This window comes from Leifsonia sp. A12D58, from assembly GCF_047530025.1.
Taxonomy (GTDB): domain Bacteria; phylum Actinomycetota; class Actinomycetes; order Actinomycetales; family Microbacteriaceae; genus Cryobacterium.
This window is the reverse complement of sequence record NZ_JBLJAT010000002.1, coordinates 376,910-403,788: the sequence shown is the minus strand read 5'-3', so window position 1 is coordinate 403,788 and position 26,879 is coordinate 376,910. Positions and strand designations below refer to the sequence as shown.

24 protein-coding genes are annotated in these 26,879 nt (G+C 63.1%); 12 read left to right on the top strand and 12 right to left on the bottom strand.

The window, feature by feature from the left end; genetic code table 11:
- Positions 1–69: 69 nt before the first annotated feature.
- Positions 70–1,599, bottom strand: coding sequence for an MFS transporter (locus tag ACMT3I_RS07750; RefSeq protein WP_414803890.1), 1,530 nt, complete (start codon positions 1,597–1,599; stop codon positions 70–72).
- Between the two features lie 101 nt (positions 1,600–1,700).
- Between ACMT3I_RS07750 and ACMT3I_RS07745 the strand changes: the two genes are divergently transcribed.
- On the top strand, positions 1,701–2,348 hold the full coding sequence (locus tag ACMT3I_RS07745) for a TetR/AcrR family transcriptional regulator (protein WP_414803889.1): 648 nt from the start codon (positions 1,701–1,703) through the stop codon (positions 2,346–2,348).
- Between the two features lie 95 nt (positions 2,349–2,443).
- Here ACMT3I_RS07745 and ACMT3I_RS07740 read toward each other — a convergent pair whose 3' ends face one another.
- The gene (locus tag ACMT3I_RS07740) at positions 2,444–3,697 is read right to left on the bottom strand and encodes an MFS transporter (protein ID WP_414803888.1); all 1,254 of its coding nucleotides are present in this window, start codon (positions 3,695–3,697) and stop codon (positions 2,444–2,446) included.
- A 173-nt stretch (positions 3,698–3,870) separates the two neighbouring features.
- On the opposite strand from ACMT3I_RS07740, the gene ACMT3I_RS07735 reads away from it, so the two are divergent.
- The gene (locus ACMT3I_RS07735; RefSeq protein ID WP_414803887.1) at positions 3,871–4,395 is read left to right on the top strand and encodes a MarR family winged helix-turn-helix transcriptional regulator; all 525 of its coding nucleotides are present in this window, start codon (positions 3,871–3,873) and stop codon (positions 4,393–4,395) included.
- Between the two features lie 119 nt (positions 4,396–4,514).
- On the opposite strand, the gene ACMT3I_RS07730 is transcribed toward ACMT3I_RS07735, so the two are convergent.
- The 6 genes from ACMT3I_RS07730 to ACMT3I_RS07705 all read right to left on the bottom strand — a co-directional run bounded on the left by ACMT3I_RS07730 (position 4,515) and on the right by ACMT3I_RS07705 (position 10,871).
- Positions 4,515–5,219 carry an ABC transporter ATP-binding protein gene (locus ACMT3I_RS07730; RefSeq protein WP_414803886.1) on the bottom strand — a complete coding sequence of 235 codons (705 nt, stop codon included), beginning with the start codon at positions 5,217–5,219 and terminating at the stop codon, positions 4,515–4,517.
- On the bottom strand, positions 5,216–6,355 hold the full coding sequence (locus ACMT3I_RS07725) for an ABC transporter permease (RefSeq protein WP_414803885.1): 1,140 nt from the start codon (positions 6,353–6,355) through the stop codon (positions 5,216–5,218). The genes ACMT3I_RS07730 and ACMT3I_RS07725 overlap by 4 nt, the downstream gene beginning before the upstream one ends.
- Before the next feature lie 120 nt (positions 6,356–6,475).
- Complete coding sequence (locus ACMT3I_RS07720; protein WP_414803884.1) at positions 6,476–7,069, bottom strand: TetR/AcrR family transcriptional regulator; 594 nt, start codon at positions 7,067–7,069, stop codon at positions 6,476–6,478.
- 101 nt (positions 7,070–7,170) lie between these two features.
- Positions 7,171–8,118, bottom strand: coding sequence for a proline dehydrogenase family protein (locus ACMT3I_RS07715; protein ID WP_414803883.1), 948 nt, complete (start codon positions 8,116–8,118; stop codon positions 7,171–7,173).
- 52 nt (positions 8,119–8,170) lie between these two features.
- A complete protein-coding gene (locus ACMT3I_RS07710; RefSeq protein ID WP_414803882.1) occupies positions 8,171–10,237 on the bottom strand; it encodes a YhgE/Pip domain-containing protein in 2,067 nt (688 codons plus the stop codon).
- A gap of 43 nt (positions 10,238–10,280) precedes the next feature.
- Positions 10,281–10,871, bottom strand: coding sequence for a TetR/AcrR family transcriptional regulator (locus ACMT3I_RS07705; RefSeq protein WP_414803881.1), 591 nt, complete (start codon positions 10,869–10,871; stop codon positions 10,281–10,283).
- Between the two features lie 327 nt (positions 10,872–11,198).
- On the opposite strand from ACMT3I_RS07705, the gene thrS reads away from it, so the two are divergent.
- Together thrS and ACMT3I_RS07695 are read left to right on the top strand one after the other, a co-directional pair.
- On the top strand, positions 11,199–12,440 hold the full coding sequence (gene thrS / locus ACMT3I_RS07700; RefSeq protein ID WP_414803880.1) for a threonine--tRNA ligase: 1,242 nt from the start codon (positions 11,199–11,201) through the stop codon (positions 12,438–12,440).
- 13 nt (positions 12,441–12,453) lie between these two features.
- On the top strand, positions 12,454–13,008 hold the full coding sequence (locus ACMT3I_RS07695; RefSeq protein ID WP_414803879.1) for a cysteine hydrolase family protein: 555 nt from the start codon (positions 12,454–12,456) through the stop codon (positions 13,006–13,008).
- 89 nt (positions 13,009–13,097) lie between these two features.
- On the opposite strand, the gene ACMT3I_RS07690 is transcribed toward ACMT3I_RS07695, so the two are convergent.
- A complete protein-coding gene (locus tag ACMT3I_RS07690) occupies positions 13,098–13,313 on the bottom strand; it encodes a DUF1653 domain-containing protein (protein ID WP_414803878.1) in 216 nt (71 codons plus the stop codon).
- A gap of 102 nt (positions 13,314–13,415) precedes the next feature.
- Between ACMT3I_RS07690 and ACMT3I_RS07685 the strand changes: the two genes are divergently transcribed.
- From ACMT3I_RS07685 to ACMT3I_RS07665, 5 genes are all read left to right on the top strand, one after another.
- Positions 13,416–13,787 carry a PadR family transcriptional regulator gene (locus tag ACMT3I_RS07685; RefSeq protein WP_414803877.1) on the top strand — a complete coding sequence of 124 codons (372 nt, stop codon included), beginning with the start codon at positions 13,416–13,418 and terminating at the stop codon, positions 13,785–13,787.
- Complete coding sequence (locus ACMT3I_RS07680; protein ID WP_414803876.1) at positions 13,784–14,149, top strand: DUF1048 domain-containing protein; 366 nt, start codon at positions 13,784–13,786, stop codon at positions 14,147–14,149. The genes ACMT3I_RS07685 and ACMT3I_RS07680 overlap by 4 nt, the downstream gene beginning before the upstream one ends.
- 23 nt (positions 14,150–14,172) lie before the next feature.
- Positions 14,173–14,958 carry an ABC transporter ATP-binding protein gene (locus tag ACMT3I_RS07675; protein WP_414803875.1) on the top strand — a complete coding sequence of 262 codons (786 nt, stop codon included), beginning with the start codon at positions 14,173–14,175 and terminating at the stop codon, positions 14,956–14,958.
- 8 nt (positions 14,959–14,966) lie between these two features.
- Positions 14,967–15,731: an ABC transporter permease gene (locus ACMT3I_RS07670; protein WP_414804037.1), complete on the top strand. Its 765-nt coding sequence runs from the start codon at positions 14,967–14,969 to the stop codon at positions 15,729–15,731.
- Between the two features lie 98 nt (positions 15,732–15,829).
- Entirely contained in the window at positions 15,830–17,104 is a 1,275-nt protein-coding gene (locus tag ACMT3I_RS07665) for an MFS transporter (protein WP_414803874.1), read from the top strand.
- A 72-nt stretch (positions 17,105–17,176) separates the two neighbouring features.
- On the opposite strand, the gene ACMT3I_RS07660 is transcribed toward ACMT3I_RS07665, so the two are convergent.
- Positions 17,177–18,688, bottom strand: coding sequence for a S8 family serine peptidase (locus ACMT3I_RS07660; RefSeq protein WP_414803873.1), 1,512 nt, complete (start codon positions 18,686–18,688; stop codon positions 17,177–17,179).
- Between the two features lie 174 nt (positions 18,689–18,862).
- On the opposite strand from ACMT3I_RS07660, the gene ACMT3I_RS07655 reads away from it, so the two are divergent.
- Positions 18,863–19,276: an ankyrin repeat domain-containing protein gene (locus tag ACMT3I_RS07655; protein ID WP_414803872.1), complete on the top strand. Its 414-nt coding sequence runs from the start codon at positions 18,863–18,865 to the stop codon at positions 19,274–19,276.
- A gap of 57 nt (positions 19,277–19,333) precedes the next feature.
- On the opposite strand, the gene ACMT3I_RS07650 is transcribed toward ACMT3I_RS07655, so the two are convergent.
- Positions 19,334–21,172: an NTP transferase domain-containing protein gene (locus ACMT3I_RS07650; protein WP_414803871.1), complete on the bottom strand. Its 1,839-nt coding sequence runs from the start codon at positions 21,170–21,172 to the stop codon at positions 19,334–19,336.
- A 74-nt stretch (positions 21,173–21,246) separates the two neighbouring features.
- Here ACMT3I_RS07650 and fdhD point away from each other — a divergent pair, with 74 nt between their 5' ends.
- Positions 21,247–22,134, top strand: coding sequence for a formate dehydrogenase accessory sulfurtransferase FdhD (gene fdhD, locus ACMT3I_RS07645; protein ID WP_414803870.1), 888 nt, complete (start codon positions 21,247–21,249; stop codon positions 22,132–22,134).
- A 17-nt stretch (positions 22,135–22,151) separates the two neighbouring features.
- Here fdhD and ACMT3I_RS07640 read toward each other — a convergent pair whose 3' ends face one another.
- Positions 22,152–24,278 carry a BspA family leucine-rich repeat surface protein gene (locus ACMT3I_RS07640; protein ID WP_414803869.1) on the bottom strand — a complete coding sequence of 709 codons (2,127 nt, stop codon included), beginning with the start codon at positions 24,276–24,278 and terminating at the stop codon, positions 22,152–22,154.
- 194 nt (positions 24,279–24,472) lie between these two features.
- Here ACMT3I_RS07640 and ACMT3I_RS07635 point away from each other — a divergent pair, with 194 nt between their 5' ends.
- The gene (locus ACMT3I_RS07635; protein WP_414803868.1) at positions 24,473–26,848 is read left to right on the top strand and encodes an HAD-IC family P-type ATPase; all 2,376 of its coding nucleotides are present in this window, start codon (positions 24,473–24,475) and stop codon (positions 26,846–26,848) included.
- The last annotated feature ends 31 nt before the right edge of the window (positions 26,849–26,879 follow it).

The window sequence follows — 26,879 nt, the reverse complement described above, 5'->3', positions numbered from 1 at the left end:
TCTGGCAAAGCGTGACGGGCGCCTTTATCCCCAATCGGGAGCGGATCCGGTCGCAGCAGACGCCTGTCGCTAGTGAACCGAAACCGACTCGTTCGCCGCGTCCGTACTCGGTGCTGCACCCCGGGGACTTGCCACCGAAATGCCGTGCCCGATCCGCCGGAAGAGCAGTGCAGCGACCACCGCGCCGAATGCGAAGAATCCGGCACCCCACCAATAGGCGGTGGCGTAGCTGTGAATCGCGGCCTGGGCGGCGACTTCTGCCGTTGGTGGCAGGTGCGAAGCGACATAGTCTGCTGCCGCTGTGGCGGCCAGCGTGTTCAGCAAAGCCGTTCCAATCGATCCACCCACCTGCTGGCTGGTGTTGACCATGGCAGAGGCCACCCCGGCAAAGGGTCCGTTGACGCCCAGCGTTGCGGTCTGGATCGAGGCAGGCATGATCGACCCCATGGCGAAGCCGAGGATAAGCAGGGGCGGCAGGATGTCGGCGGCGTATGTGCTGTCCAGATTGAGATGAGTGAGGTAGATCATTCCGGCGGTGCCCAAGGCCATGCCGAACGGCACCATCACCTTGGGGCCGAAGCGGGGCACGAAGATGTTCGTCGACAGCTGCGCCGCGAGCACCAGCATGAGGATCATTGGCAGGAACGCGAGGCCGGTCTGCACCGGTGTGAAGTGCAGTGAGGTTTGCATGTAGTAGGTGACGAACAGGAAGATCCCGAACATGCCGGCCCCGGCGATCAGAACCGAGATATAGGCGGCACCCCGGTTGCGGTCGAGCACGATCGACAGGGGGAGCAGCGGATGCTTGGCCCGACGCTGCCAGAGCACGAAGGCGATCAACAGCACTCCGGAGGCCGTCAGCATTCCCCAACTCCACGGTGAGTCCCAACCGTCGGTCTCGGCGTTCGAGAAGCCCAAGACCAGGGCAAAGAGAGCAGCGGATGCCAGGATGGTGCCGGGAATGTCGAGCTTCGGCCTGGGGCCGGTGCGCTTCAGGCTCGTCACGAAGATCGACGCGCCGATGATGCCAATGATGGCAATGAAGACGTTGATGTAGAGGTTCCAGCGCCAATCGAAGTACTCGGTCAGGTAGCCGCCCAAGAGCAGGCCAATGGCGCCACCTGCACCGGCGATCGCGCCGAATACACCGAACGCGCGGGCGCGTTCCTTCGGAATGGTGAACGTCGTGGTCAGCACGGCTAGTGCTGTCGGCGCGAGCAGTGCGCCGAAGGCGCCCTGGATTGCACGCGCCGTGACGAGTACTTCGAAGCTGCCTGCTGCGCCTCCGAGCGCCGACGCGAGGGCGAAGCCGACCAGGCCGATGATGAACGTCTTCTTGCGACCGATCAGATCGGACAGTCGGCCACCGAGCAGAAGCAGGCTGCCGAAGGCGAGCGAATACGCCGTGATGATCCACTGGCGCTGGCCGTCTGAGAAGCCGAGATCGGCCTGGGCGGATGGCAATGCGATATTGACGACGGTCGAGTCGAGAACAACCATGAGCTGGGCAAGAGCGACGACCGACAGCGTCCACCAGCGCCGGGAAGAGGCAACTGTGACAGCGGATGCGTTCGAAGAAGCTGGAGAAGTCTCAGACATGAACGAGACTCTATACGATACTCTGGAGTTCCGGATATAAGCAGTTCCTGATTTAACGCCCCATAAACATTTCAATCCTCACAGAAACGGAGATCGGCGCAATGACGCAGCTCGACCTCGCAGGCGATGCCATTGAACAGTCGCCGAAACTCGGTCGCAAGCGCGACCATACCCGTGATCCCGAGATCCTGGACGCAGCACTCGATGTGCTCGCTGAAACTGGATACGAGGGCATGACGATTGACATGGTGGCCGCACGCGCCAAGGCGGGCAAGGCCACGCTCTACCGTCGTTGGTCGTCCAAGGCTGAACTCGTCATCGACGCCGTCGCCTGCATGAAGAAGAGCGATCTCGACCACTCGGAGCTACCCGATACCGGCACCCTGCGCGGTGACCTCGTTGCGATGATCAAGCCGCACTCGATCGAAGACGGGGAGAAGAAGCTCCAGATCATGGCCGGGCTGATGTCGATGCTGTCTCGCGAGCCCGAGCTCGCCGAGGCAGCGAACGCGGCGATCGTCGAGCCGAGAGCTGCGGTCAATCGTGTTCTGATGAATCGCGCTGTCGATCGGGGCGAGATTTCGGCCGATTGCGACATCGATGCCCTTGCGCACATCTCACCGTCAATGGCGGCCTACCGGGTTCTCATCCTGCGGAAGCCCGTCGATCGGGCGTTCCTGATCTCCCTCATCGACGGCGTCGTGCTGCCGGCGGTCGGTCTGGGAAACCACGGCCAGGCGACCAGGTAGGGCGCGGCTCGTCGCGCGTCAGGCCGATTCATACACGCAGTAAAAGAGTGACCGATCGCATCAGATGCTGATCGGTCACTCTTTAGATCTGTCGGTTACTCGCCGAGCGTGATCGCCGTGGCTTCGAATTCTGCCGACTCGGCGACCGCGTGGTCGGCGTGCACGAGACTGCGACGGAAAATCCAGATGATGAGCGCGCCGACAACAGCGGTGCCCGCCGCGAAGATGAACGGTGCACCGGCACCGAGCACGGCAAGACCGGTGCCGACGGGAGCGCCGATGGCACCACCGATGAAGCGGATGCCCGAGTATGCGGACGACGCGACGGCCCTGGGCAGATCGCTGGCTTCCATCACGGCTTCCGTGAGAACCGTGTTGATTGCACCGATCTCAAAGCCGAGGAGCACGACGCAGACGATCAGCCACGCGGTGTTGTCGGTGAGCAGGCCGGCTGCGACGTGGGTTGCAGCGAACACGACAAGTACTGCGGCCAGCACTCGGATGGGGGAGAAGCGTCGGGTCAGGCGCGGCGCGATGAACACACTGGTGAGTGCCAGGCCGGCACCGAAGCCGGTCATGACGAGCCCGATGCCGATGGCCGGCATCCCGAGGGGATACGGCACATAGGCGAGGGTAACGAAGAACGAGGAGTTGTAGAAGAACGCGACAATGCTCAATACCAGGATCGAGCGGATGCCGAGCGCCTTGAACGGTGCAGAAACGTGAGTCTTCGTGGCTGCCCTGCCCGCACCACGCACGATCGAGATGATCGCGACGAAGCCAACGGCCATGAGTGAGGCTGTGCCCCAGAACGGTGCCATCCAGGACATTTCGCCGAGCAGGCCGCCGAGCAGTGGGCCGACAGCCAGGCCCATTCCCAGGGCGGCTTCATAGAGCACGATGGCGCCGCCGGCGGGTCCATTGCTGGCCGAAATGATCGACGCCAGTGCGGTTGAAAGGAACAGGGCATTGCCGAGGCCCCACAGGGCACGGAAAAGGATCAGGCCGTTGATGTCACCGGCCAGGGCGCAGCCGATCGCCGCCACAACGATGACGAGCAGTCCGATCAGCATGGTGTTGCGCGTACCGATCCGCGACGAGAGCCAGCTAGTGAAGAACATGGCAAGAGCGGTGACGGCCAGGTAGCTGGTGAACAGGAGTGACGTCTGCGTCGGGGTCGCATTCATTGCCTCGGAGATCGTCGGCAGAATCGGCCCGACGAGCCCGATACCCATGAATGCAACCATCGATGCGAATGCGACTGCCCAGACAGCGGGCGGCTGGCGGAACAACGACGGTTTTGCCTCCGCTGAGGTTGGCGGGCTGGCGTGCATTCGGGATGAGGTCATGAGTACTCCGGAATTCGGTTCTACGTGGGGGAGCGCCGTGGCGGAGGGATGACATCACCTCTGGAGCACATCGAGCCGAGCACTGAACGGGCATGGCAGGCGCTGTAAATAACTTACACAGATAGTATACCAGTAAACTACTTATGAAACACTGATCGTCATAGAATGAACGAATGATCGCTCCAGAGTCCTCGAACACTGACTTCATCTCCCGTCTGCGGAGGAGCTGGAAGCAGGCGTTGCCTGAGCTCGATACGACTCCGGTCGAACTAATGGGTCGCATCAATCGCATCAGCGCGCTCTCGACGCAGCAGCTGGACCGCGTGCTCGCATCCAGTGGGGTGTCGCGCTCCGAGTTCGACGTGCTGTGCGCTCTGGCACGCAGCGACCGCCCTCTGCGCGCCAGTGAAGTGACCGCCCAGACCATGCTCAGTGGGGCGGCGACGACCAAGCTCACCGCCAGGCTGGATGACGCAGGCTTGCTTCGTCGGCAGCGGCTCGAACGCGATGGCCGCGTGGTGCTGCTTGAGCTCACCGATGCCGGGCGGACCCTCGTAGAGACGCAATTTCCTCGCTGTCTCGATCAGGAACGCCAGCTCCTCGCTGGGCTCGATGACACAGAGCAGGCCGACCTGGCCCGGCTCCTGCGCAAGGTCTCCGGCGCCGCCGAGCGCACACTGCTTGATCAGGGGTTCTAGCTGCGCGTGACATATCGCACGCCCGACGCATAACCCCGTGCCCGGAGGTATCTCTTCCAATGCAGAAGGGTGTGCACGGCCGCCGCGCGGCTGTGCACACCCTTCTGCGTTCGGTGCGTTTACAGAGATGCGCTGAGCGCGGAGACTTCCGTGAGGGTTCCGTCGATCATTTCGAGAACCCGGTCTGGGTACTCAAGCACATCGCGATCGTGAGTGACCATGACGACCGCAACATGCGAGAGTTGTGCGCGCTCGGCAAGGAGCTGCACTACGTCGTGGCTGCGGGCGCGGTCAAGCGCCGCCGTCGGTTCGTCGACGAGAAGCAGCGACGGATTGTTCACCAGTGCACGGGCGATACCCACACGCTGGCGTTCGCCACCCGACAACTGACCGGGACGGTTGTTGGCCCGATGGGACATGCCCACCGCATCGAGAAGCCCGAGCACGTCGGCATTCTTGTTGCCGGCGAGCCGCGCGCTCAGTCGCAGCTGGTCGGCTGCGGTGAGTGCCGGCAGCAGGTTGCCCGACTGGAAGACAAAGCCGATCGTCTTCAGCCGAAACCGTGCTGCGGCGTTCTTGCCTAGCGCGCCCAGGTCGGTGCCGTGGATGCGCACGGATCCGGAGTCGGGCTTCGCCAGCGCGCCGGCGATAGCCAGGAGCGATGACTTTCCAGAGCCTGATGGCCCGACGATTGCAACGAATTCACCCGGGTTTACCGTGAGTGAAACGTTGTTGAGAGCCGTGACGCGGGCGTCACCGTCTCCGAGTTCGAGTCGGGCATCGAGGATGTCGAGTGCGGGTGTCATTGACGTCGTGGTCGTCATCGGGTACCTCCCAGAGCGCTGTTCGGGTCGATTCTGGCAATGCGAAGGATCGCCACTGCCGCGCCCAACATTCCCAGGACGATGGTGATTGCCGACGCGATGATGATCGGTGTTGCTTCGAGAGAGAATGGCATGGCATCGGGCATCAGTGCGCCCATGCCAACGCCGGCTGCAACACCTATGGCGGTGAATCCGACAAGCAGGATGGCTGCCTGGGCAAGGCTGTCGCGAAGCAGATAGCCGGTGGATGCGCCGACCGCACGCAGGACAGCCACCTCGTGGGTGCGCTGGATCGTCCAGACGAGGAAGAATGCGCCGACGACGAGAGCGCAGATCGCGTAGAGGAAGACCTGGATCATCGTCAGAGTCATTGTCTCTGCCTCGTATCCTGGCGACGCGTTGAACGCTTCGGTTCGGGGCATCGTTGTGGTTCCGGCTGCCGTATCGGTAGCCGCGAAGTCAGCCACATCCTTGTCGGCTGCGATGGCGACGACGCTGGAATACGGGTAGTCCACGTTGTCGATCTGCTCCTGGGTTGGGGCGCCGGGCTGGGTGGTGTTCGAGGCGATCAGGCGCCAGGTGTCGATCGGGAGGTAGGCGACATCCACGTGTCCGAACGTTGCCTGCCCGTCGGTGAAGCCGACGACAGTCAGCTCAACGTCGATGCGATCGAGCGTGACAACGGTGCCGATGGCGAGGCCTTCTGACTTCGCGGTCTCAGAGACAACGATGCCCTTCGGCGTCGACAGGCCGCTGCCGCTTGATACCTCGGGGGAGAGGAGCCCCGTTGGCTCGACGCCGAACAGGGTCAGGTCGACCTGGGTCGCGTCGTCGGTGGTGCTGTTGACGATACTGACGCCCATCGGCTCTGCATCAGTCACGCCTGGAGCATCCTGCCAGGCAGAGAGCTGCTCTTCGTCAACCGTCGAGCGACTGAACGCGTTGTCGGTCATCGTGCCTTCGTCGAACGCGAACGCAGTGGCCTTCATGGATTTCAGGCCGGATACGCCATCGTTGACAAGACCGGAGGATAAGCCGGAGAGCAGCACGACGAGCACGGCGATCAAAGCGATCACGATGCCCATCAGTGTGAACCGGCCTCTGGCGAACCGAAGTTCGCGGAGGGCAAGAAACATTTCACTTCCAAGTGGTGAATCGAGCGGGGGCTCGACAAGCCGACACGCTGTCGGTAACTTACCGACAGTATGTCAGGAACATGTGCGGTGGCTCAAATCACCCGCGGCGCGAGACCTTATTCATAGCCAGGGCTGAGCCGGTATGGGCAGCCCACTGGTGAGCAGATCGTAGACCTGCTGGGATGCGGTGGCGGGGAGAACGCCGTGAGCCACAAGCTGCATCCCTGCGTTGAGCAGGCCTTGCACGAGTGCCGCATACGCGGTCAGCTCTGCTATTCCCAGCTGGGCAAGCACGGCCTTCACCGGGCTCATCAACTTGTCGTGTAGGGCCATGATGTCGTCGAAGCTACTGGGTTCGAGGTCGGCCTGCTGGAGAACGGATGCGAGCTCATGCTTGCCATCGGCGGTCATCCGCATCGTCGTGTCGATGTAGGCCTTCAGTCGGGGCATGCCGGGCTCGACCTCTTCGAGGGCTTCGTCGATTTCTGCCGCCCACTGGTCGAACGCCTCGATGGCGATGGCTGTCAGCAGGTCATCCTTCGACGGGAAGTACTCGTAGAAACTTGACCGGGCGAGACCGGCACGTTCGCCGACAGCGCGCGGCGTGACGCCAGCCACTCCTCCCTCAATGAGCAGAGCCTCCGCGGCTCGGAGTATGGCGGCGCGCTGCGCTGCGCGGTGCTGCACAACTGTCGGGGCGGAGATTTTGGGCATCCGTCAATTATGCTCCTGAGCTGCCCGGGGTCGGGGGAGTTTTCCGACAACGTGTCGGGTTACCTCCCTCATGCGTGGTGTCGCCGACAACCCGGTATCGCCTATAAGTTGAGGTCCGCCAGGGCGACGACGACCCGTTCCGGCTCTTCAGCGATGCGGTTCAGCACGTAGAGCCACCATTCACCACCGAAGATGACGTACTCGCGGGTGCGGTAGCCGTCGTCATGCAGACCGTCGAGAAGATCGGTGCCGAGGCCACGCAGCATCTCGAATTCAACGTGTGGCGCCTTTAGCGCCTGACCATGCTCGGCGATGAGCTTCGCCACCAGGCGCTCATCGTGCGTCGCAAGCGCCGTCGGGTGACCGGCGGCAACCAGCCGGCGCGCGAGCCCGAGGTAGGCCTGCTCCAGGTCGTCGCTGCCACGCGGGTATGCAACATCCGTGGCTTCGAGGAACGCGCCCTTCACCAGCCGAATGCGACCCGGATGCGTGAGCACGCGCTCCAGGTCGGCTGGCGTCCGGTGCAGCCTGGCCTGCAGTGTGACGCCCACATGCGGGTAGTCGGCGGCGAGGGCGTCGTAGAGGTCGAGCACGAGATCAGTACGATCTGAAGCTTCGGCGGAAATCATCAGTGCGGTGTTCAGCGGCACCGTAGCCGCAGCCATCTCCCGGGCGTGGGCCAGGGCCAGATCCCGATCGATGATGGCGCCGACATGGGACAGGTCGAAGGAGACGGTACCAGGCAGGCCCGCGTCAGCGATGGCGGATGCCAGATCCACAAACACATCGGTCTCTGCACGTGCCACGCCCGCATCTCGAATGCTCTCTCCGGCGTATTCGATGCTGGGGGCATGGCCGCGGGCGAGTCCTGCGTGCGCTGCGGCGATCGCATCCTGAATCGTCTCTCCCGCTGTGTAGCGACTGGCCACTCGGCCGGCCAGGGCAGACAAGGTGGGATCGGACATCACCCTGGCTTTGAGCTTCTCGTCGAGCGCCCACGCTCGCAGGGTGTTCGCGGCCTGTTCGCGGTGCATATTCGTGGCAGTCACGTGCTCACACTATCGATACAGCGCAGGCGGCCACGGCCACAGTCGCACTGCGCTAGCTGGAGAGCGCCACCGCCTCGTTGACGAGAGCGCCGCTCTGCTTGCGCCGAGTCACGAATACGCCGAGCGTCGTGACGAGGAGCGCGCCGACGCACCAGATCACGAGTGCGGTGACTCCCGCTCCCGTTCCGAGGCCGCTTCCGGCAATCTGACCACGAAGCGCCTGCACAGTGAAGGTGAGGGGCAGGACGTCATGCATCGTCTGGAAGAACGGTGCCGAGGTCTGAATGGGATATGTCCCTCCCGCCGAACTCAGCTGCAGCACGATCAGGAGAAGCCCGACGAAGCGTCCGGGCGCACCGAGCAGGGCGATGAGAGCCTGGTTGATCGCCATGAAAGTGAGCGAGGCAAGCGCGGCTATTCCGAGTGCGCCGGGCAGATTCGCCATCTCAATTCCGACGGCATAACGCACGATGAGCACGGCCGCGATGGCCTGGATAACGGCCAGGATTGCATTCGGCAGATAGGAGCGCAGCGCCACCCGGATTGCAGGGGCTTTCGAGTCGAGGGCACGGATGTTGAGGGCCGGCCTCATAAAGAAGGTGGCCAGGGTTCCGATCCACAGCCCGAGCGCCATGAAGTACGGGGTGAGCCCCGCACCGTTGTTTGCAACGGCGTTGGCGTGCTCGGCGTCGAGCACGATAGGCGTGGCCGCAGCGCTGCTCAATGCCTGTGCTTGCTGGTCGGTGTATGCGGGAACCTCGTCGACGCCAGCAGATAGCCCGTCGGCCAGGCTTACCGTGCCGGTGAGGAGGCGGTCGACGCCGCTCTCCAGGGTGGTGCTCCCTGCCGCAGCCTGATCAATACCCTCCACGAGGGCCGGAACCTGGCCGGACAGCGTGCCGAGGCCGTCGGCGAGTGTGCCGAGCCCACTACTCAGGGCCATCGAGCCGTCGTGTGCGCTGACTACCCCGTCTCGCACGGTCTCAGCGCCGGCGGCGAGTGCCGACAGTCCGGTGCCGGTGCTGGCCGAACCGACCAGCGAGTGAGCCCCGGTATCCAGAGTGCCCACTGCGGTGCCAGCCGCCGCGGCGCCGCTGCTCACGTTCTGGGCCGCGGCGGCGAGCTGGGTGATCGCTGCCGTGCGCTGCGCATCAGTCATTGCGCTGTAGTTCGTCGAGAGCTGGGAGAGGCCAGTGGCGACCTGCGAGCTCCCCGACGCCAGCTTCGGAGTGGATGTCGCGAGCTGATCGAGACCGCCAGCCAGCGCGTTCGCGCCACCGACAGCGGTACCCAGGCCGTCGGCGAGAGTCGAGCTACCCGATTCAAGTTGGGTGAGACCGTCGGTGAGTGTGACGGAGCCTGCGGCAGCGCTCTCGGCGCCGGCACTCAATTGGGCCACACCGTCAGGCAGCGCCGAAACCGAGTCAGCAATGGTGCCGAGTCCGGTGCGGAGGCTCGTCGCGCCCTGTCGCAGCGACGTGGTGCCGTCGACGATGTCGGCTGCGCCATCCGACGCCGTGAGCATGCTGTTGTGGATGGTGGTGAAGCCGAGATAGATGTTCTCGAGGTAGGTGGCTGAGACCTCGCTCGAGAGCTTCTCGGCCAACGTCGTGCCGAGGGCTTTCGCGACATTGCCGGTGATGTAGTTCGATGCGTCGTTGGTCATCATCGTGAGGCTGCCCTCTGTGGCCGAGTCGGCATCCGCTGGGTCGGCACTCGCGGCCGAGGTTGCGTCGGCAGAGAACCCGTCGGGAACCGTCAGCACGGCGAGGTAGGTGCCGGCGGCGAGGCCATCGGCAGCATCAGCCGCATCGGTGAGGGTCCAGTCGAAGCCGGTGTTCTCTGTTCCGTCTTCTCCCATCAGCGCCGCAACCACGTCGTCGCCGAGGCTCACATCCTGACCCGGCTCACCGTCGGCGCCGGATTCCAGCGTCACACCGGTGTCGTTGTTGACGATCGCGGCCGGAACATGGTCAAAATTGCCCGTCGGGTCATCGTTGGACCAGATGAGAGCCGATGCATAAATGAGCGGAATGATGCACAACGCGAAGAGAACGACGATCGTGAATGGCGCAGGGATCCGCGAACGTAAGCGGCGGGGAGATGGAGTCAACGACATGACGGCTTTCGAACAAGAAGAGTGGATAGGGGAGCGGGGTGAATCAAGCGCCGGCGTCTTCACCGGGAATCCCGGTGAGTGCGGCGACGAGGCCGGTCAATCGACGGGTCATCTCCGGCGGGGCGTTTCGGCCTTCGAAGTCGGAGCCGAGCCAGCTGATGATGAGCCAGGTTGCTCCAGCGGCGATCGCCATGAATTGATCGTCGATGTCGGCTGCGGTGCCGAGGTGGGTGCCGACTACATGGTCACGCATCCGTTTCTCGACATAGCGGATGGCACTTGCCGACACAGCGCGGCTGCTCGCCCCCTGCAGGGTCTGCCGGTAGAACGTGCGTCGTGCATACAGTTCGTCGACGAGCATCTCGACGCTGCCGCGCAAGAATGGGACCCCTGCGACGCCGGCGAACCGGGCGTCACTGCGAGCGAAAGAGGCCTCAAGCCCGGTGATTGCCGCGACTGCAACCAGGTCGGGAAGATCGGTGAAGTGTTGGTAGAACGTCGGTCGGCTGACGCCGGCCGCACCCACGACATCGGTGATGGAGATCTCGGATGCTTCCCGGGTCTCCAGAAGATCGGTAATGGCAGAGACCAGTGCGACGCGAGAGCGTATCGCGCGAGGGTCATCTCGGTGCACAGGGTCTCCTTGTCGGCGTGGGTTGGATCCAAACTACTTTACAAACGTAAAATAGCGAAATGCCAGGTGCCGTGTGCGCTGACTGCGTCTGGGAGTGCGGTCGGCCGCCGCGGGATGCCACGCGCTGTGCGGTCGAGGTCCCTCTTGCGCATTTTCGCGCCATCACTACTATCGAATTATGTTCATTTCGCAGATTGTGGTCACGACCACGCCGGACACTCTCCGGCGTGGTGACTGAGCACAGCTGCACACTCACGAAGCCCCGGGGATTCCCTCGGGGCTTCGTTGTTTCGTGGGGACCACCCGGGCACGATGAAAGGCCCGCACATGGAACACAATCACCGCAGTCTCGGCCGCGAACTGCGCCTATTTGACACCAAGCCGATCGTCGGTGCCGGCCTGCCCCTGTGGTATCCCGCAGGTGCCGTCATCCGCTCTGAGCTTGAGCAACTCGCTCTTGAACAGGCGCTGGCCTCTGGCTGCTCGCGCATCTACACCCCGGTGCTCGCAAAGCGAGAACTCTTCGAGAAATCCGGCCATTGGGACAAGTTCTCAGCGGATATGTTCCCCGAGATGCTGATCGGCGAGGAGAGCTTTGTGCTGCGCCCTGCGAACTGCCCGCACCACACCCAGGTCTACGCGGCGGAGGGTCGTAGCTACCGCGATCTTCCGATCCGACTTGCGGAGCTGGGATCGATGTTCCGGAGCGAACTCTCCGGCAACCTCGGTGGGCTGAGCCGGGTGCGGCAGATCAATCTCGATGACGCGCACAGCTTCTGTCGCGAAGACCAGGTGGGAGCTGAGGTGCTGCTCGCGTTGCGGGCTATCCGCCGCAGCTACGACATCCTGGGCATCGAGATTGCCTACTATCGGCTCTCCCTGCGCGGAGCGGAGAGCGACGCTGGCGACGGCGGATTTGTGGGGAGCGACGGGCAGTGGCAGCGAGCGGAGTTCCACCTCCGAGAGGCGCTGGCGGAGTTCGGCGCGCCCTATGTGGACGCGCCGGGCGAAGCGGCCTTTTACGGGCCGAAGATCGATGTGCAGGTCATTGATGCAAACGGCAAAGAGGAAACCCTCTCCACCGTGCAGATCGACTACAACCAGCCGGAGCGTTTCGACCTGCAGTACACCGACGAACGGGGCAAGAAGGTACGCCCCGTGATGATCCACCGGGGCTTGCTCAGCTCTATGGAGCGGATGACTGCACTGCTGATTGAGAGATATGACGGTCGGCTACCGACCTGGCTCGCGCCTGTGCAGGTGCGGGTGTTGCCGGTCAGCGCCGTGCGCCATGGCCAGGCCGCGCACGCCGCCTGGGAGGAGTTGCGTGCCGCAGGAATCCGCGCCGAGATCTCTGACCGGGGCAGCCTGGGGTCGAGAATCAGGGATTCGCGGGCATCGCGTGACCCGTATCAGGCGATCATCGGCGATGAGGAGACCATGGATCGCAGCGTGAGCGTGAACGCTCCAGGCATCGGGGCGACCGAGAAACTACCGCTCGCCGAGTTCACCCAGCGGATGAGGGTCGAGATCCACGATCGCCGTATCGAGCCGTCAGTCGTCGGCTGACAGAATGGGCACCATGAGCCGTTTCGTCGACAGGACCAAGACCGCAGTGCTCGTCATCGATCTGCAGGTCGACGTGATCGCGGGGTGCTTTGATGGCCAGGGCGTGCTGGAACGTACGGAGGCCCTGATTGCGCGAGCGCGGGCATCCGCTGTTCCGGTGATCTTCGTGCAGCACGAAGAACCGGGACTTGAGCGGGGCAGCGATGCCTGGCAGCTCGCCGCCCCCCTGGTGCCGCAGGGCGGCGAGGCGCTGGTGTTCAAGAAGTACCGGGATTCGTTCGTCGACACCACCCTGGCTGCTGTGCTCGCTGAGGCGAAAGTGTCGAGGCTCGTAATTGCCGGGGCCCAGTCCGACTATTGCGTGCGGACGACGGCGCAGCGAGCGGCCGCGGAGGGATACGACATCGTTCTCGTGGGCGATTGCCACACGACGACCGATTCCGTCTTCAACGGCGTACCGCTCAGCGGCGAGCAGATTGTGGCGCACACCGCGCAGTACTTTGCGGGGCTGGCCTACCCGGGGCAGGCATCCGGACTCGAAATGCACGACAGGGTCGCGCTCAGCTAGCTGTACTGCCCAGGGACGTCGGTGCATCGCTCTGCTGGTGCCGGCTGTATGACGCGCATCGTTCCGTCGCCACTGCGTGGCCGCCACTGCTATTTCTGCACCGGCGCAAAGCGCTGAACGACTTCACCGCCCACGGTGACGGTCTCGGTGAACATCTGCAGCGGCCGCACCCACAGCCCACCTTCGCCGTAGAGCGGTTTATAGACGACAAGTTGCTCCTCGGTTTCGGAGTGTCTGGCCACGCCGATGACCTCGTAGAGATTGCCTTTGTAGTGCCGATAGGTGCCAGTCGCGAGTTCATTCATCCTGGCGCCGACTCTATAAGAATTTGACCATTGCACTATCGCTATTCAGTACTACTATCTAGCAGTAGATAGTAATGCCGAGTACCCGAGAGAGAGCGTCCAATGGGCAAGCAGATCACCGAGATGCTCAAGGGCACGCTTGAAGGAATCGTCCTGTCGATCCTCGCCGTGCAGCCGGCATACGGCTACGAAATCACGGCGCGACTGCGCGATCAGGGGTTCTCCGACATCGTCGAGGGCACCGTTTATGCGCTGCTGGTCAGGATTGAGCAGCGCGGCTTTGTAGACGTGGCGAAGGTCCCATCCGAGAAGGGTCCGCCGCGCAAGGTTTACTCGCTGAATGCACAGGGCAGCGAGTACCTCGACGAGTTCTGGAAGACCTGGACTTTTCTCGCCGAACGGATCGAACACCTCCGTCAGCACGTCGAACTATCGCACGCAGAACAACAAACGGAAGAAGGAGAGCAATCATGACCGCAAAGTGGATCGAGACCCTCACGGGTTCGCTCGAACAAAAGAAGCAATACAAGCAGTACAGGGCGCGGATTGAGGCTCTTCCCGAGCCATACCGCAGTTCGGCGAAGGCATTTGAGCGGTACTTCATGTATTACGGGGGCATCACAGACGGCGACACCCTCGTCACGATGGTCAGCGACTTCGCCGACCTGTGGGAGCGAGCTTCCGTCGACGGAACCCCGATACGCGCAATTGTGGGCGATGACCCCGTCGAATTCGCCGAGGACTTCGCCCGTGCATATGACGGCAAGCAGTGGATCGACAAGGAGCGGAAGCGCCTGACGGATGCCATCGATCAGGCCGCCGCGAACCAGATGTAATAGCGACGGAACGGAGAAATGTAATGACCATCAATCCGGCCGTGCAACCCGCGATCCGGGTGCAGGGCATCACGAAGTCATTCAAAGACGTGCATGTGTTGCGTGGCGTCGATTTTGACGTGAAGGCTGGCAGCATCTTTGCGCTGCTCGGGTCAAACGGTGCAGGGAAGACCACGCTGGTGAGGATCCTGTCGACGCTGTTGAAGGCCGACGGAGGTATCGCAACTGTCCGCGGAATCGACGTGTCGGCGAAACCCAGTGAGGTGCGCGAGTCGATCAGTCTGACCGGCCAGTTCGCCGCTGTCGACGGCGTGCTCTCCGGTCGAGAGAACCTCGTGCTGATCGCCAAGCTGCGTCACCTGAAGAAGCCAGGTGCGATCGCTGACGACCTGCTTGCCCGCTTCGCTCTCACCGAAGCGGCCGGGCGCAAGGCATCGGCATATTCGGGAGGTATGCGCCGACGACTCGACATTGCGATGAGTCTCATCGGCGGCCCGCCGATCATCTTCCTCGATGAGCCGACGACCGGACTCGACCCTCAGGCGCGTATCGAGGTGTGGCAGACAATTAAGCAATTGGCCGCAGAAGGCACGACGGTGCTGCTCACTACGCAGTACCTCGATGAGGCCGAGCATCTCGCCGATCAGATCGCGATCTTGCATGAAGGCACGATCATTCAGAGCGGTACCCTCACCGAACTCAAGCAACTCCTCCCGGCCGCCACTGTCGAGTACGTCGAGAAGCAGCCGTCGTTGGAAGACGTTTTTCTCGCACTCGTCGGAGACACCCCGGCACGAAAGGAACTCTGATGACTACTGTGACTACCCACGTCCTCAGCGATACCGGTGCTCTCACCGGCCGCTCATTGCGCCACATCCTCCGCAGTCCAGACACGATCATCACCACGGCGGTCACCCCGATCGCTCTGATGCTGCTCTTCGTCTATGTGTTGGGCGGCGCCATCAACACTGGGTCCGACGAGTCGTACATCAACTACATGCTTCCCGGCATCCTGCTCATCACGATCGCGTCCGGGGTTGCATACACGGCATACCGGCTGTTCCTCGATCTGCAGGGTGGCATCTTTGAACGCTTCCAGTCGATGCCAATCGCGCGATCGAGCGTGCTCTGGGCTCATGTGCTTACCTCCCTGGTCGCGAATCTGGTGTCGATTGCAGTCGTGATCGGTGTCGCGCTGATCATGGGCTTCCGGACCGGAGCATCGGTGGGCGCGTGGCTCGCGGTCGCAGTCATCCTGGTTCTGTTCACCCTCGCCCTGACCTGGCTGGCAGTGATCGCCGGGCTTTCGGCGAAGACCGTCGACGGTGCGAGCGCGTTCAGCTACCCATTGATCTTTCTTCCGTTCATCAGCTCGGCGTTCGTGCCCACCGACACCATGCCGGCGCCGGTCGCATGGTTCGCCGAAAATCAGCCCGTGACCTCCATCGTCAACAGCATCCGAGCACTGTTCGCTCAGGAGCCTGTCGGCAACGACATCTGGGTCGCCCTCGCCTGGATCGTCGGCATTCTCGTCGTCGCATACGCCGGGGCGATATCGATCTACCGCCGCAAGATCAGCTGACGGTGAGGTCGTCGTCCTCCGGGAGCGTAGCCAACCGCATCCCGGAGGCCGATGATTGCTGATGTGAGGATACGGGGCGTGCAGATCGGTCACGGGTCATGAACCCGGCGGCACGACGCGTGCAGCGCATCTACCTGACGCTCATCCTCGGCAATACCCTGGCAGCGTCGTTCATCTGGGGAATCAACACGCTCTTCCTGCTCGACGCCGGGTTGTCGAACTTCGAGGCGTTCGCCGCTAACGCGTTCTTCACCGCTGGCATGGTGATCTTCGAGATTCCAACCGGCGTCGTTGCCGACACCGTGGGCAGGAAGGCCTCGTATCTGCTCGGCACAGTCACGCTGTCAGTCACTACCTGGCTCTACTGGATGCTCTGGCTCTGGCACGCACCCTTCATCTGGTGGGCGATCGTCTCTGTATTGCTTGGTCTTGGTTTCACGTTCTTCTCCGGCGCGGTCGAGGCCTGGCTCGTCGACGCGTTGACCTCGACGGGGTACACCGGCAGCCTCGAAGCCGTGTTCGGACGCGGACTCGTGGTGACCGGCATCGCCATGTTCGCCGGTTCGGTGCTTGGCGGCGTGATCGCGCAGCTGACCAACCTGGGCGTGCCTTTCCTGCTGCGCGCCGGCATCCTCGTTGCCATGTTCATCTTCGCCTTCGTTGTGATGAAGGATCTCGGTTTCACGCCTGATCGCTCGATGGGGCCGCTGAAGGCGACCAGGAACGTGCTGACGCAATCGATCGATCACGGGCTCAAGAAGCGGTCGGTGCGTTACGTGATCCTCTCGGCGCCGTTCGCATCCGGAGTCGGCATCTATGCCTTTTATGCGCTGCAGCCCTATCTGCTTGAACTCTATGGAGACCCAACGGCGTACTCGATCGCTGGATTGGCAGCTGCAGTACTCTCGCTGGCACAGGTGGCAGGGGGAATACTCGCCTCCCGCGTGCGCGGCCTCTTCGCCAAGCGCACCACAACAGTGATCGGGGCATCGCTCACCAGCATCGTGATTCTGGTGCTACTCGGCCTGAACAGCATCTTCTGGCTGGCGATCGTCTTGTTGGTGGTGTGGGGGTTCGTGTTCGCCATTGCAGGGCCTGTACGGCAGGCCTACCTCAACGACATGATTCCGTCGAAGCAGCGTGCAACTGTGCTGTCGTTCGATTCGTTGTTCGGCAGCCTCGGTGGTGTGTTCATCCAACCCGCGCTCGGCCGTTCGGCAGACCTCTGGGGTTATGGCGCGTCGCTGGTGATCGGTGGTGTCGTCGAATTGATCGGCATCCCGTTCCTGTTCGCAAGTCGCAGGCAGCGCGACGCTGCCGATACACGTACGTTGCTCGAGCCATCCACTGCGCCAGAGCCAGAGAAGCCGTGATTGTGTTGCGCCGTTAATGCAGTGTGGGGCGTGCCGGCTAATGTCGGCACGCCCCACACGTCAGTCTCTAATTCAATTCACTGCCTTGAGCGCATCGACAAGTCCTTCGCCGAAGAAGCCGTTGTCGGCGGTGGTACCAGTGCACTGTGCCACTCCGACCGGGCATGGCACGTCGGTTGCCTGGCTGTAGAGCACCTCGGTCAACTTTTGACCTGAGTACTTCGGGTGCGCGGACTTCAGCAGCGCGGCAACGCCGGCCACGTGCGGGGATGCCATTGACGTTCCTGACGAGGTGCCGTATCCGCTGTTCAACACCGTGGAGAGAATCGACGAACCAGGAGCTGCGATGTCGATGACATCACGGCCGTAGTTCGAGAAGCTCGAGCGGGCGCCGGTTGACGTCGTTGATGAAACGGTGACGACGCCGTCGAGCTCGGCCGGGATATCGGCGCAGCCAACCGAGATGTCCCGGGTCACGGGCACCGTGTCATTGGGGCTCGAGGACGAGACAGTCTTGTTGGCTAGGTCGAGGTTCGAGTTGCCCGCAGCAGCGACGTTCACGACGCCCTTCTTCTGCGAGTACTGCACCGCGCGGTCGACTGCCGTCTTCACTGCCGACTGGTCAGCGTCGTTGTCACACCAGAACTCCCACGGGTCGATGTAGTAGCTGTTGTTCGTGACATCGGCACCGGTGGCCGTGGCGTGCATGAAGCCACAGATGGCGGCCTCCGGGTAGATGAACCCGTCGTCGTTCACAACCTTGACTGCCGACACGCGAACGTTCGGAGCGACGCCGACAATGCCGATGCCGTTACGAGCTGCCGCGATGGTGCCGGCAACGTGGGTTCCGTGTGAACTGTTGGTGGGCTGCCAGGAGTCGTAGCTGCTGTCGGCAACGCCGCTCAGGCAGCTTGCGGATGCAGCGACGTCAACGTTCGCAACCAGGTCGGGGTGGTCACCCTGAATACCGGAGTCAATGACAGCGACAAGCACGTTGCGGCTGCCATCGGTGATCTCGTGCGCCTTGTCTGCTCCGATGGCGGCCATGTCCCACTGGCGATTCTCTGAGGGATCCGGAACGACATCGACAAGTGCTTCTACGCCGGCATCCTTAGTCTCTGTCTCGGCGCCGGTTGCGCGGAGACGACCTGGATCGCTCGGTGCGAGCGACTCGCTGACTCCGAACGTTGCATCGGTTTCGCTCACGGGAGCTGTGCGCGTTGCACCCACAGACTCCACTGCCTTCTCCGAGGCGAGCATCTGCGAGAAGACAGCGTTGCTCGACTGCGCGATGACCACGCCGATCTCGTCATACGACTCGATCACAGCACCACCGGCGGCCTCGATGGCCCGCTCGACCTTCTTCGTCTGGCCGTGATTGGCCTTGGTGACGTTGACCGTATAGTTCATGAGGGGTCCGGGAACCGGCTGGATCACCGGAGGCTTGCCCGGCTTACCCTTCGTGTCGGGCGCCGCGAATGCAACGCTGGGAACAAGGAGTGTTGCACCGAGTGCGGCTGTCAACGCGATACCGGCGGCAAGGCCGCGCCTACTGCGCGGGTGTGAAGTGCTGCGATTGAACATCGTGCTCCTGATTCTGTGCGGCCTGGACCGGCGTATCAGGCAGGCCAGGGACGGGTAGTTAGGAGGCTATGGAGATTCAGCGGATGCAACCAGTCGACATTTAAGAGGACACACAGAAAACACATTGGAAAATCTCAGAAAATTCGTCACACCAAACCGCTGAATAATGGAGGTATGACTGATGACACAGCAGGACTACCTGGCGAAAACCTCAGCGCCCCGGTCATCGAGGGCGTCTTCGACCTTGCACGTGAAGGCCAAACCGGCCAGCTCGCCGAGATGATCGATGCCGGCGTACCGATCGACGTCCGCAACGGCCGTGGCGACACGCTGTTGATCGTTGCCGCATACCAGGAGCAGCTCGATACCGTTGCCGAGTTGCTGCGTCGTGGTGCAGACACCTCTGTCGTGAACGCGATGGGCCAGACGGCGATCTCGTGCGCAGTGTTTCGCAACAACGAACAGATCCTCGAAGCGTTGCTCGACGCCGGTGCCGATCCGCGTCTCGGTGGGCACTCCGGCCTACAGATTGCCGACCAATTCGGGTTGCCTCGCATGCGCGAGATCATCGAGGCGCACGGGGCTTAGCAACATCCACCGCGCTACGGCCACCGCGCTACGGCCACCGCGCTACGGCCACGGCAGCTACGGCCACGGCAGTGCGAGTGCCCAGCCATAATTACCGGCGACCAGCCCCTGCTCTGTGACTTCGATCACCCCGTGCGCGTCGGCGAGGCCGCGCATCATCGCTGACCCGCGCCAGACGCTCGGATGCGCCCGTGAATCGATCTCGGTGTACGGAATCAGAAGTGTCGTTCCCGGTCGGCCGGCCAGATCGGTGTCGACGATGACCTCGTGCAGTTCGCGCTGGGGTCGGCCAGACGCCGCGCGCACCATCGGCTCCACCGCGGTCATCAGACCGATCATGGCGGCGAGCGGGTTGCCAGGCAGACAGGCCACGAGGCATCCATTGGGCGCTTCGGCGAGCAGGGTTGGCCCTCCCGGACGCATCCTGATGCCGTCGAATATAACGCGCGCACCGATCGCGTGAAGCGCACCGCGCAGATGGTCGGCAGACGAATGCCCTGTGCCTCCCGTGGTGATGACAACCTGCGCGTCGGTAATGCTCGCGCGCAACACGCTGGTTGTACTTGCAAGCGTGTCGGCGGCCCGCTGATGCCCGAGGACGTCGGCGCCCATCAGGCGTAACAGCCAGGGAAGCTGCGGCCCGAACGCGTCTCGCACCCTGCCGGCCGCAGGAATCCCCGACTCGTCGACCTCGTCGCCGGTGAACATGAATCTCACCCTCGCTCGCCCGGTCACGCTCAGGTCGTCATACCCGGCCATTGCAGCGGTCGCAATGTGCGCGGGGTTCAGCGTGGTGCCTGCAGCGATGAGCGTCTCACCCTGTCGCGTCTCCTCGCCGGCCGCTCGAATGTGTTGACCGATGAACGGTTCTCCCGGACGGGCATCCCGGCTCACTCGCAGGCGACTATCGATAACGAGGTCGAACGTGACGAGCTCGCTTCGCAGCACAGCCGTGGCGCCGCGCGGCATGAGGCCGCCCGTCACGATCGGCACAGCGGTGCCAGACTCCAGCTCCCGGGTATCGAAGTCGCTCGCGCTGACGACGCGCCACGGACCAGCGTCAGCCACTGCCCAGCCATCCATCGCGGCCGACGGGTAGTGCGGCACATCCTGCTGCGCATAGAGGTCCGTGGCGAGCACCCGACCCGCAGCGTCGGATAACTGAACGGATTCTGCGTCGTTCGGCCCGAGGGCTTCTGCGGCCTGGCTCCTGGCGTCCCGCCAACCTATCGGTCCAGCTTTGCGTGCGGGCACACGGTGTGACGGCGCTGTGATTCCATGCGCTGTCGCCTGCTCCCAGGTGTCGATGTCGGCGGTGGCATCCGCCCCAACGAGCACGTCGGTGAGAGTAAGCGAGTCGAGCAGCCGCTTGACCGAGAGGTTCTCGATCGACCCAGAGGCCCTGACGCGTTCAACCGCACGCCTGAGAGCCGCCACGCGGTAAATACCCGCGAGAAACTGGCGTTGTCCGTCTTCATCGACAGCGATGGCACCAGAGCTGTCTTGTGCGAGATCACCGGTCGCCGCGGCAAGCAGCGCGATGACGGCATCCGCTACACAGGGCATGTCACAGGCGAGCACCAATACAAAATCAGGATCCCCGTCGCCTGTCGCCTGCAGCGCATCGAGCCCCGCGGCGATTGCCGCTGCCGGTCCCGAGAACGGCGGGTCTTCGCGCGTGACGAGCACGGATGCCGGGGTGTCAGCAGACCTGCGGCCCCTGGATACGTCGCGGGGTACCGCCACGTCCCCAACGATGATGACCTGCCGTGCCTGGGGCACCGCGTCGAGAGTGCGTCCGAGGAGGGTCTGACCGTTCATGAGCAAGCCCGATTTGGCCACTCCGCCCAAACGGCTGGAACGGCCACCCGCGAGCACAATGGCAGCTAGGTACATGCGAGCAACCTTAGTGAACGCTCGGCCCCCGGTGACTCATTGTGCCCGCCCACTCCGAATGCTAAGCATGAGCCATGGGCAGAGTAACCGTACGGCGCCGCGTCACTCGAATCACTGTGGGGTCGCCACCGTCGCGTCGCGAAGACGTGCTCGCGGCAGAAGAGCCGCTTGAAATACGCGTCGGCGGCAGGGCCATGGCCATCACCATGCGCACACCTGGGCATGATTTCGAGCTTGCTGCCGGCTTTCTCGTCTCCGAAGGAGTGATCTCTCAGCAGGACGACTTTGCGACGGCCCGCTATTGCGCCGGCGCGACGGTCGACGGGGAGAACACCTACAACGTGCTCGACGTGACGCTTGGCCAGGGAGTTCCTGCACCTGATCCCAGCCTTGAACGCAATTTCTACACCACAAGTTCGTGTGGATTGTGCGGCAAGGCAAGCATCGACGCCGTGCGCACTCTTTCTGCTTTTTCCGTTGCCGACGATCCGGTGCGGGTATCGGCTGCGCTCCTGGTGACTTTTCCTGACACGCTGCGCGCCGGGCAGGACGTCTTCGAGAAGACCGGGGGATTGCACGCGGCAGCCCTCTTCGACGCAGCGACCGGCGAGATGCTGGTGCTTCGTGAAGACGTCGGCCGCCACAACGCCGTCGACAAGGTCATCGGCTGGGCCGTCACGAATGATCGCTTGCCCCTGCGCAAAACGGTGCTGATGGTGTCTGGCCGTGCAAGCTTCGAGCTGGCCCAAAAGGCATCGATGGCGGGAATCCCGATACTTGCCGCGGTGTCAGCACCGTCGTCGCTGGCGGTCGATCTCGGCAGAGAGATCGGCCTGACGATCGTCGGCTTTCTGCGTGGAACGTCGATGGTCGTCTATAGCGCAGACGAGCGGATCCAGGCAGAGTCGTCGTCAGGCAGCGAACCGGTCGCCGCGAATGCCGAGACGATCTCGGCGCCGTAAAGTGCCAACGCAGATTCTTACTTGGTGCGGAACAACGGAAGATTCGATGTCGGCAGCGCAGAACCTGTAGCGAAGTTGCGGCTGTCAGTCACGTTCTGAACGTTCCACCCTCGAAGGTTGCGGTCGAACGCGGTGGCGCCGGCGAACATCTCCCGCATCGAGATGACGCGTGAGACATTCCACGTGGCCAGCCCCTGGTTCTGCAGCTTCGCTCCCGCGAACATCCGTGACATGTCGGCGACCCGCGATACGTCCCAGGCGACGATCGGCTGGTTGAACGTCGTCGCGCCGTCGAACATCGACGCCATCGTGGTGACAGCTGAGGTGTTCCAGGTGCTGAGCGTCTGGGTGAACGTGCTCGCGCCTGCAAACATCCGTTCCATGCTGGTGACAGCGGATGTCTGCCAGGTCTTCAGCGGATGGTTGAAGCGGGTCGCGCCCTCGAACATGCCAGCAAATGTTGTCGCTGCGCTGGTGTTCCACGAGCTGAGTGGCTGGTGGAAAGCCACGGCACCACGGAACATGTCCGAGAAGTTGCGCACCTGCCCTGTGTTCCAGCTGTTGATCGGTTGGTTGAAAGCAGTTGCGCCCGCGAACATGCCCGACATGTCGGTGACCTGGCTGACATCCCACGCCGCGACATGACGGTTGAAGGCCGTCGCGCCATCGAACATATGACTGGTGTTCGTCACGCCGCCGAGTCGCCAGGAACTGACCTCCGCTGTAAACGTGGTGTTGCCGGCCAGCAGCCAACTCATGTCGGTGATTGTCGGGGCGAATTCTGCAATATCGGTGAGTCGGGTGGCGCCGGCGAACCCGTGTGCCGCGCTCGTCGTTTCGGTTGCGCCCCAGCGCGTCACGCTGGTGATGCACTCTGCACTCCAGTCGGAGGCTCCACCCCAGTCAGAGAACTGGCCATCGATGGTGATGGTGCGCTGGCCGGACGGGGCGGCGTACGTGTGGGACGGAAACTCATCGCTGACCGCTTCAGTCGAACCATCGCCCCAATCGATGGTGGCGTTGATCGTGCCGTGTACCGGAACCGTGATGGTCCCGCATCCGTCGGCGCCCACGTTCCACTCGCTGATCATCGCTGTCGGAGACGTGCTCGTGGCGGGGATCGCCGAGTTGCGCGCGAGTTCCAGCGCTATCTCTTCCCACCACAGACCAGCAGCAGGGCCATTGCCGCAGGTGCCGTCTGAGGTGCCAACTGTCTTGATCCACAGGCTCGCGTCCTGGTTGTGCCAGTCAGCAGCGCCGGGGGTTGCCCCGAGAGCGCGGTCGCGGCTGTTGCACCAGTCGCCGCCCTCTGAACCTGCCCCATTCCTTGACGTGTCGATGACGTAGTGCGCGCCGCCCAGCAATCGGGAGATCTCATCGGCGTACGCCTGGGACTCCTCATCCCATTTGTGGTTGGCGACGTTGACGGCGAAGCCTCGGGTGCTGTCGACTCCCACTTCTCGAAGTCGATCGGCCATCACCTGGGCAGTTCCGGGAAAGTTCGACGACGCAGCATCGATGTACACCGTGGCGCCGGCAGCAGAGAGGGCTTCAGAGGCATACTTCAGGTGCCCAAGCCGGTCGCCCTCCAAGTCGGGGCAGCGGCCCAGCTGCAGGAGCGCATCCGGTTCGAGGATGACGGCCAGGCGTCGGCCGTCGATGCCCGCCGCTACCTCGTCTATCCATGGTTCGTACTCAGCAGCGGAGTATCCGCCCGCGGAATGTCCGGTGCAGTTGCGCCCCGGGATCGCATACACGACGAGCACGCCGGTCTGCCCGGTGTCGATGGCGGACTGCGCGAAATTGGCGACGACCTCAGTGGTGTGCCCGGCCAAGTCCCACTCTCCGATCCACTTGGCCCCGGCGTACGCGCTGATCTTGTCGAGTTGGGCCGCATCGTCGTAGCGACCGTCGGCACGAGCCGCCTTCGCTGCGGCTACTGACGGATACGCCGGGTCCTGATACGGCGGGTAGTCGACGAACACGTTGTCGTGCGGCGCTGTCCCTGGGACGTGCTCACCCGGCGGACGTGCTTCGCCCGTCGCAGACGGTGACTGCACGCTCGCGCCGATGGCCAGAGCTGAGAGCACGAGTACCGGCAGCAGGATGGCCACCGCTACGGTGACTCCGGTACTACGTTTCATTCACATCACTTCCAGTTTGCGCATCTGTCGCGTCGGCGTCGCGAGCTTGCTTTCCCTCATGTCTATCGGACTCTGCGGCGGGAATGGTAAGTGAGCGGCAGCGACGGGGCCGAGGTGACCCGGTAGTTTGAATGCTGGATCGCTTGCTGCACCACACAACGTGGGGCACGGCGCGATCGCGAACGGAGGGGACCGTGCCACAGACGTCACGACTCACCGGTCTTGACGACATCGCGGTCGCAGACAGGGTGAGCCAGGGGCTCACGAACGCGTTCACGCAGGAAACGAGTCGGAGTCTCTGGAGCATCGTCCGTGAGAACCTCTTCACCCTGTTCAACGCCATCATCCTGTCGTGCTTCGTACTGCTCCTCGTGCTCGGGCGATGGCAGGACGCCCAATTCGGGCTCAGTGCCCTTGCCAATACCGTCATCGGCACCACCCAGGAGTACCGGGCGAAGCGCACACTCGATCGCATCTCAGTGCTCAGCGCGCCGCATGCTCGTGTGCTTCGCAACTCGGAAGAGCGCACTGTGGCCCTGGCCGAGGTGGTCATGGACGACGTGATCATCCTGCGTGCAGGCGATCAGGTGCCCGCGGATGCCGTGGTGTTCAGCGCCCGTGACCTCGAAGTCGACGAGTCGATGCTGACGGGCGAATCCGAGCCCGTCGACAAAACTGATGGCGACAGCGTGCTTTCTGGATCTGTCGTCGTGGCCGGAGAGGCACGCGCGCTGGTTGATCGGGTCGGTGCGCAGTCGTACGCGAACACCCTGGCCACCGAAGCGAAGCGGTTCTCTCTGGTGACGTCGGAATTGCGCTCGTCGATCGACCGCGTACTGACCTGGGTCACCTGGATCATCGGCCCCGTCACGCTCCTGGTTTTCAACGCCCAGGTCATGGTGCTCGGCGGGTGGTCGTACGTCATGTCCACCGGCGTCTGGGTGGATGTCGCCGTATCGACGATCGCTGCCGTGGTCGCGATGGTGCCGCTCGGCCTTGTGCTGATGACGAGCATCGCTTTCGCTGTCGGGTCAGTCAAGCTCGCCAGGCAACAGGTGCTCGTTCAGGAGCTACCCGCTGTTGAAGGCCTGGCCAGGGTCGACATGATCTGCCTGGACAAGACGGGCACGCTCACCGAAGGCACCATCACTTTTGACGCGGCATGGCCGGTGGCTGAGCGCCCCGGCTGGCAGCAGGCACTCGCGTGGTTCGGTGCCCAGCCCGACGCGAATATGACCGCTCGCAGCCTGCGGGCCGCGTTCAGCGAGCTGCCGGCATCCGCTCCCGTCAGTACTGTTCAGTTCAGCTCGGCGCGCAAATGGAGCGCCGTCACCTTCGATGACGGCATGTGGATATTGGGCGGCCCCGAGATGGTCTTTCCCGGCCGCGCGCAGTCCTCGATGACCGACGATGAGCAGCGTCTCATGCGGCGTGCGACCGAGCTGGCGGCGACAGGCAGTCGGACTCTCGTGCTGGCTCACGGCAGCCCGACGAACGATGACACGCTTCCCGCAGATGTTGTTCCCATTGCCCTGCTGACGTTTCGGGAGAGCATCCGGTCGTCGGCTGCAGATACGTTGCGCTATTTCGCCGATCAGGGTGTCGGCGTTCGCATTCTGTCTGGAGACAATCCGAGCACGGTGGCGGCGATCGCTCGTGATGTGGGACTCACTGTCGCTGACGGGTTCGACGCCAGAGACCTGCCCACCGATCAGGACGAACTCGCCCGCGTTCTTGAGGAGAACATCGTCTTCGGCCGGGTGACGCCCGACCAGAAGAAGCTCATGGTGCGTGCGCTGAAATCGGCCGGTCACACCGTGGCCATGACGGGCGACGGTGTCAACGACGCCCTGGCCATCAAAGAAGCAGACATTGGTATTGCAATGAATTCTGCAGCGGATGCGACCAAAGCCGTCGCCCGCCTGGTGCTGCTCGACGGACAGTTCTCGCATCTGCCTGCCGTTGTCGCTGAGGGGCGACAGGTCATTGCCAATATCGAGCGCGTATCAATGCTGTTCCTGACGAAAACTGCATACGCAACCTTGCTCGCTGTTGTCTTCGGTCTCCTCGTGCTGCCGTTCCCCTTTTTACCGCGGCAGCTCTCCGTGACCGACGGGCTCACCATCGGCATCCCCGCGTTCTTCCTTGCGCTGTTGCCGAACGCTCGGCGGTATGAGCCTGGCTTCCTCCGGCGGTCGCTGACCTTTGCCATTCCCGCTGGCATCGTGGTGACGATTGCCCTGACCGCTGTAGCGGTGATCTCGGTTCAAGCCGGAATCTCAACCGTCGAACTCCGGACCGGGTCGACGCTGTTGCTCACCATCATCGGGCTGTGGATTCTGGTGGTGCTCTCTCGGCCGTTCTCGCTGCTCAAAGTTGTCATCATTGTCGCGATGGTCATCGGGCTGGTGCTCGTATTTGCCGTGCCGATCGTTGCCGACTTCCTCCAGCTCGTTGAACTGTCGACCCCGATGCAGTACCTCGTGCTGATCGTGGCCGCGATTGCCATTGGCTTGATCGAAATCGTGAGAGTCGTGCATCGCCGCGTCGCGCGCCCTCGACGGCGATAGGGTGAGCACCATCATCGAGAAATGGGGCGGA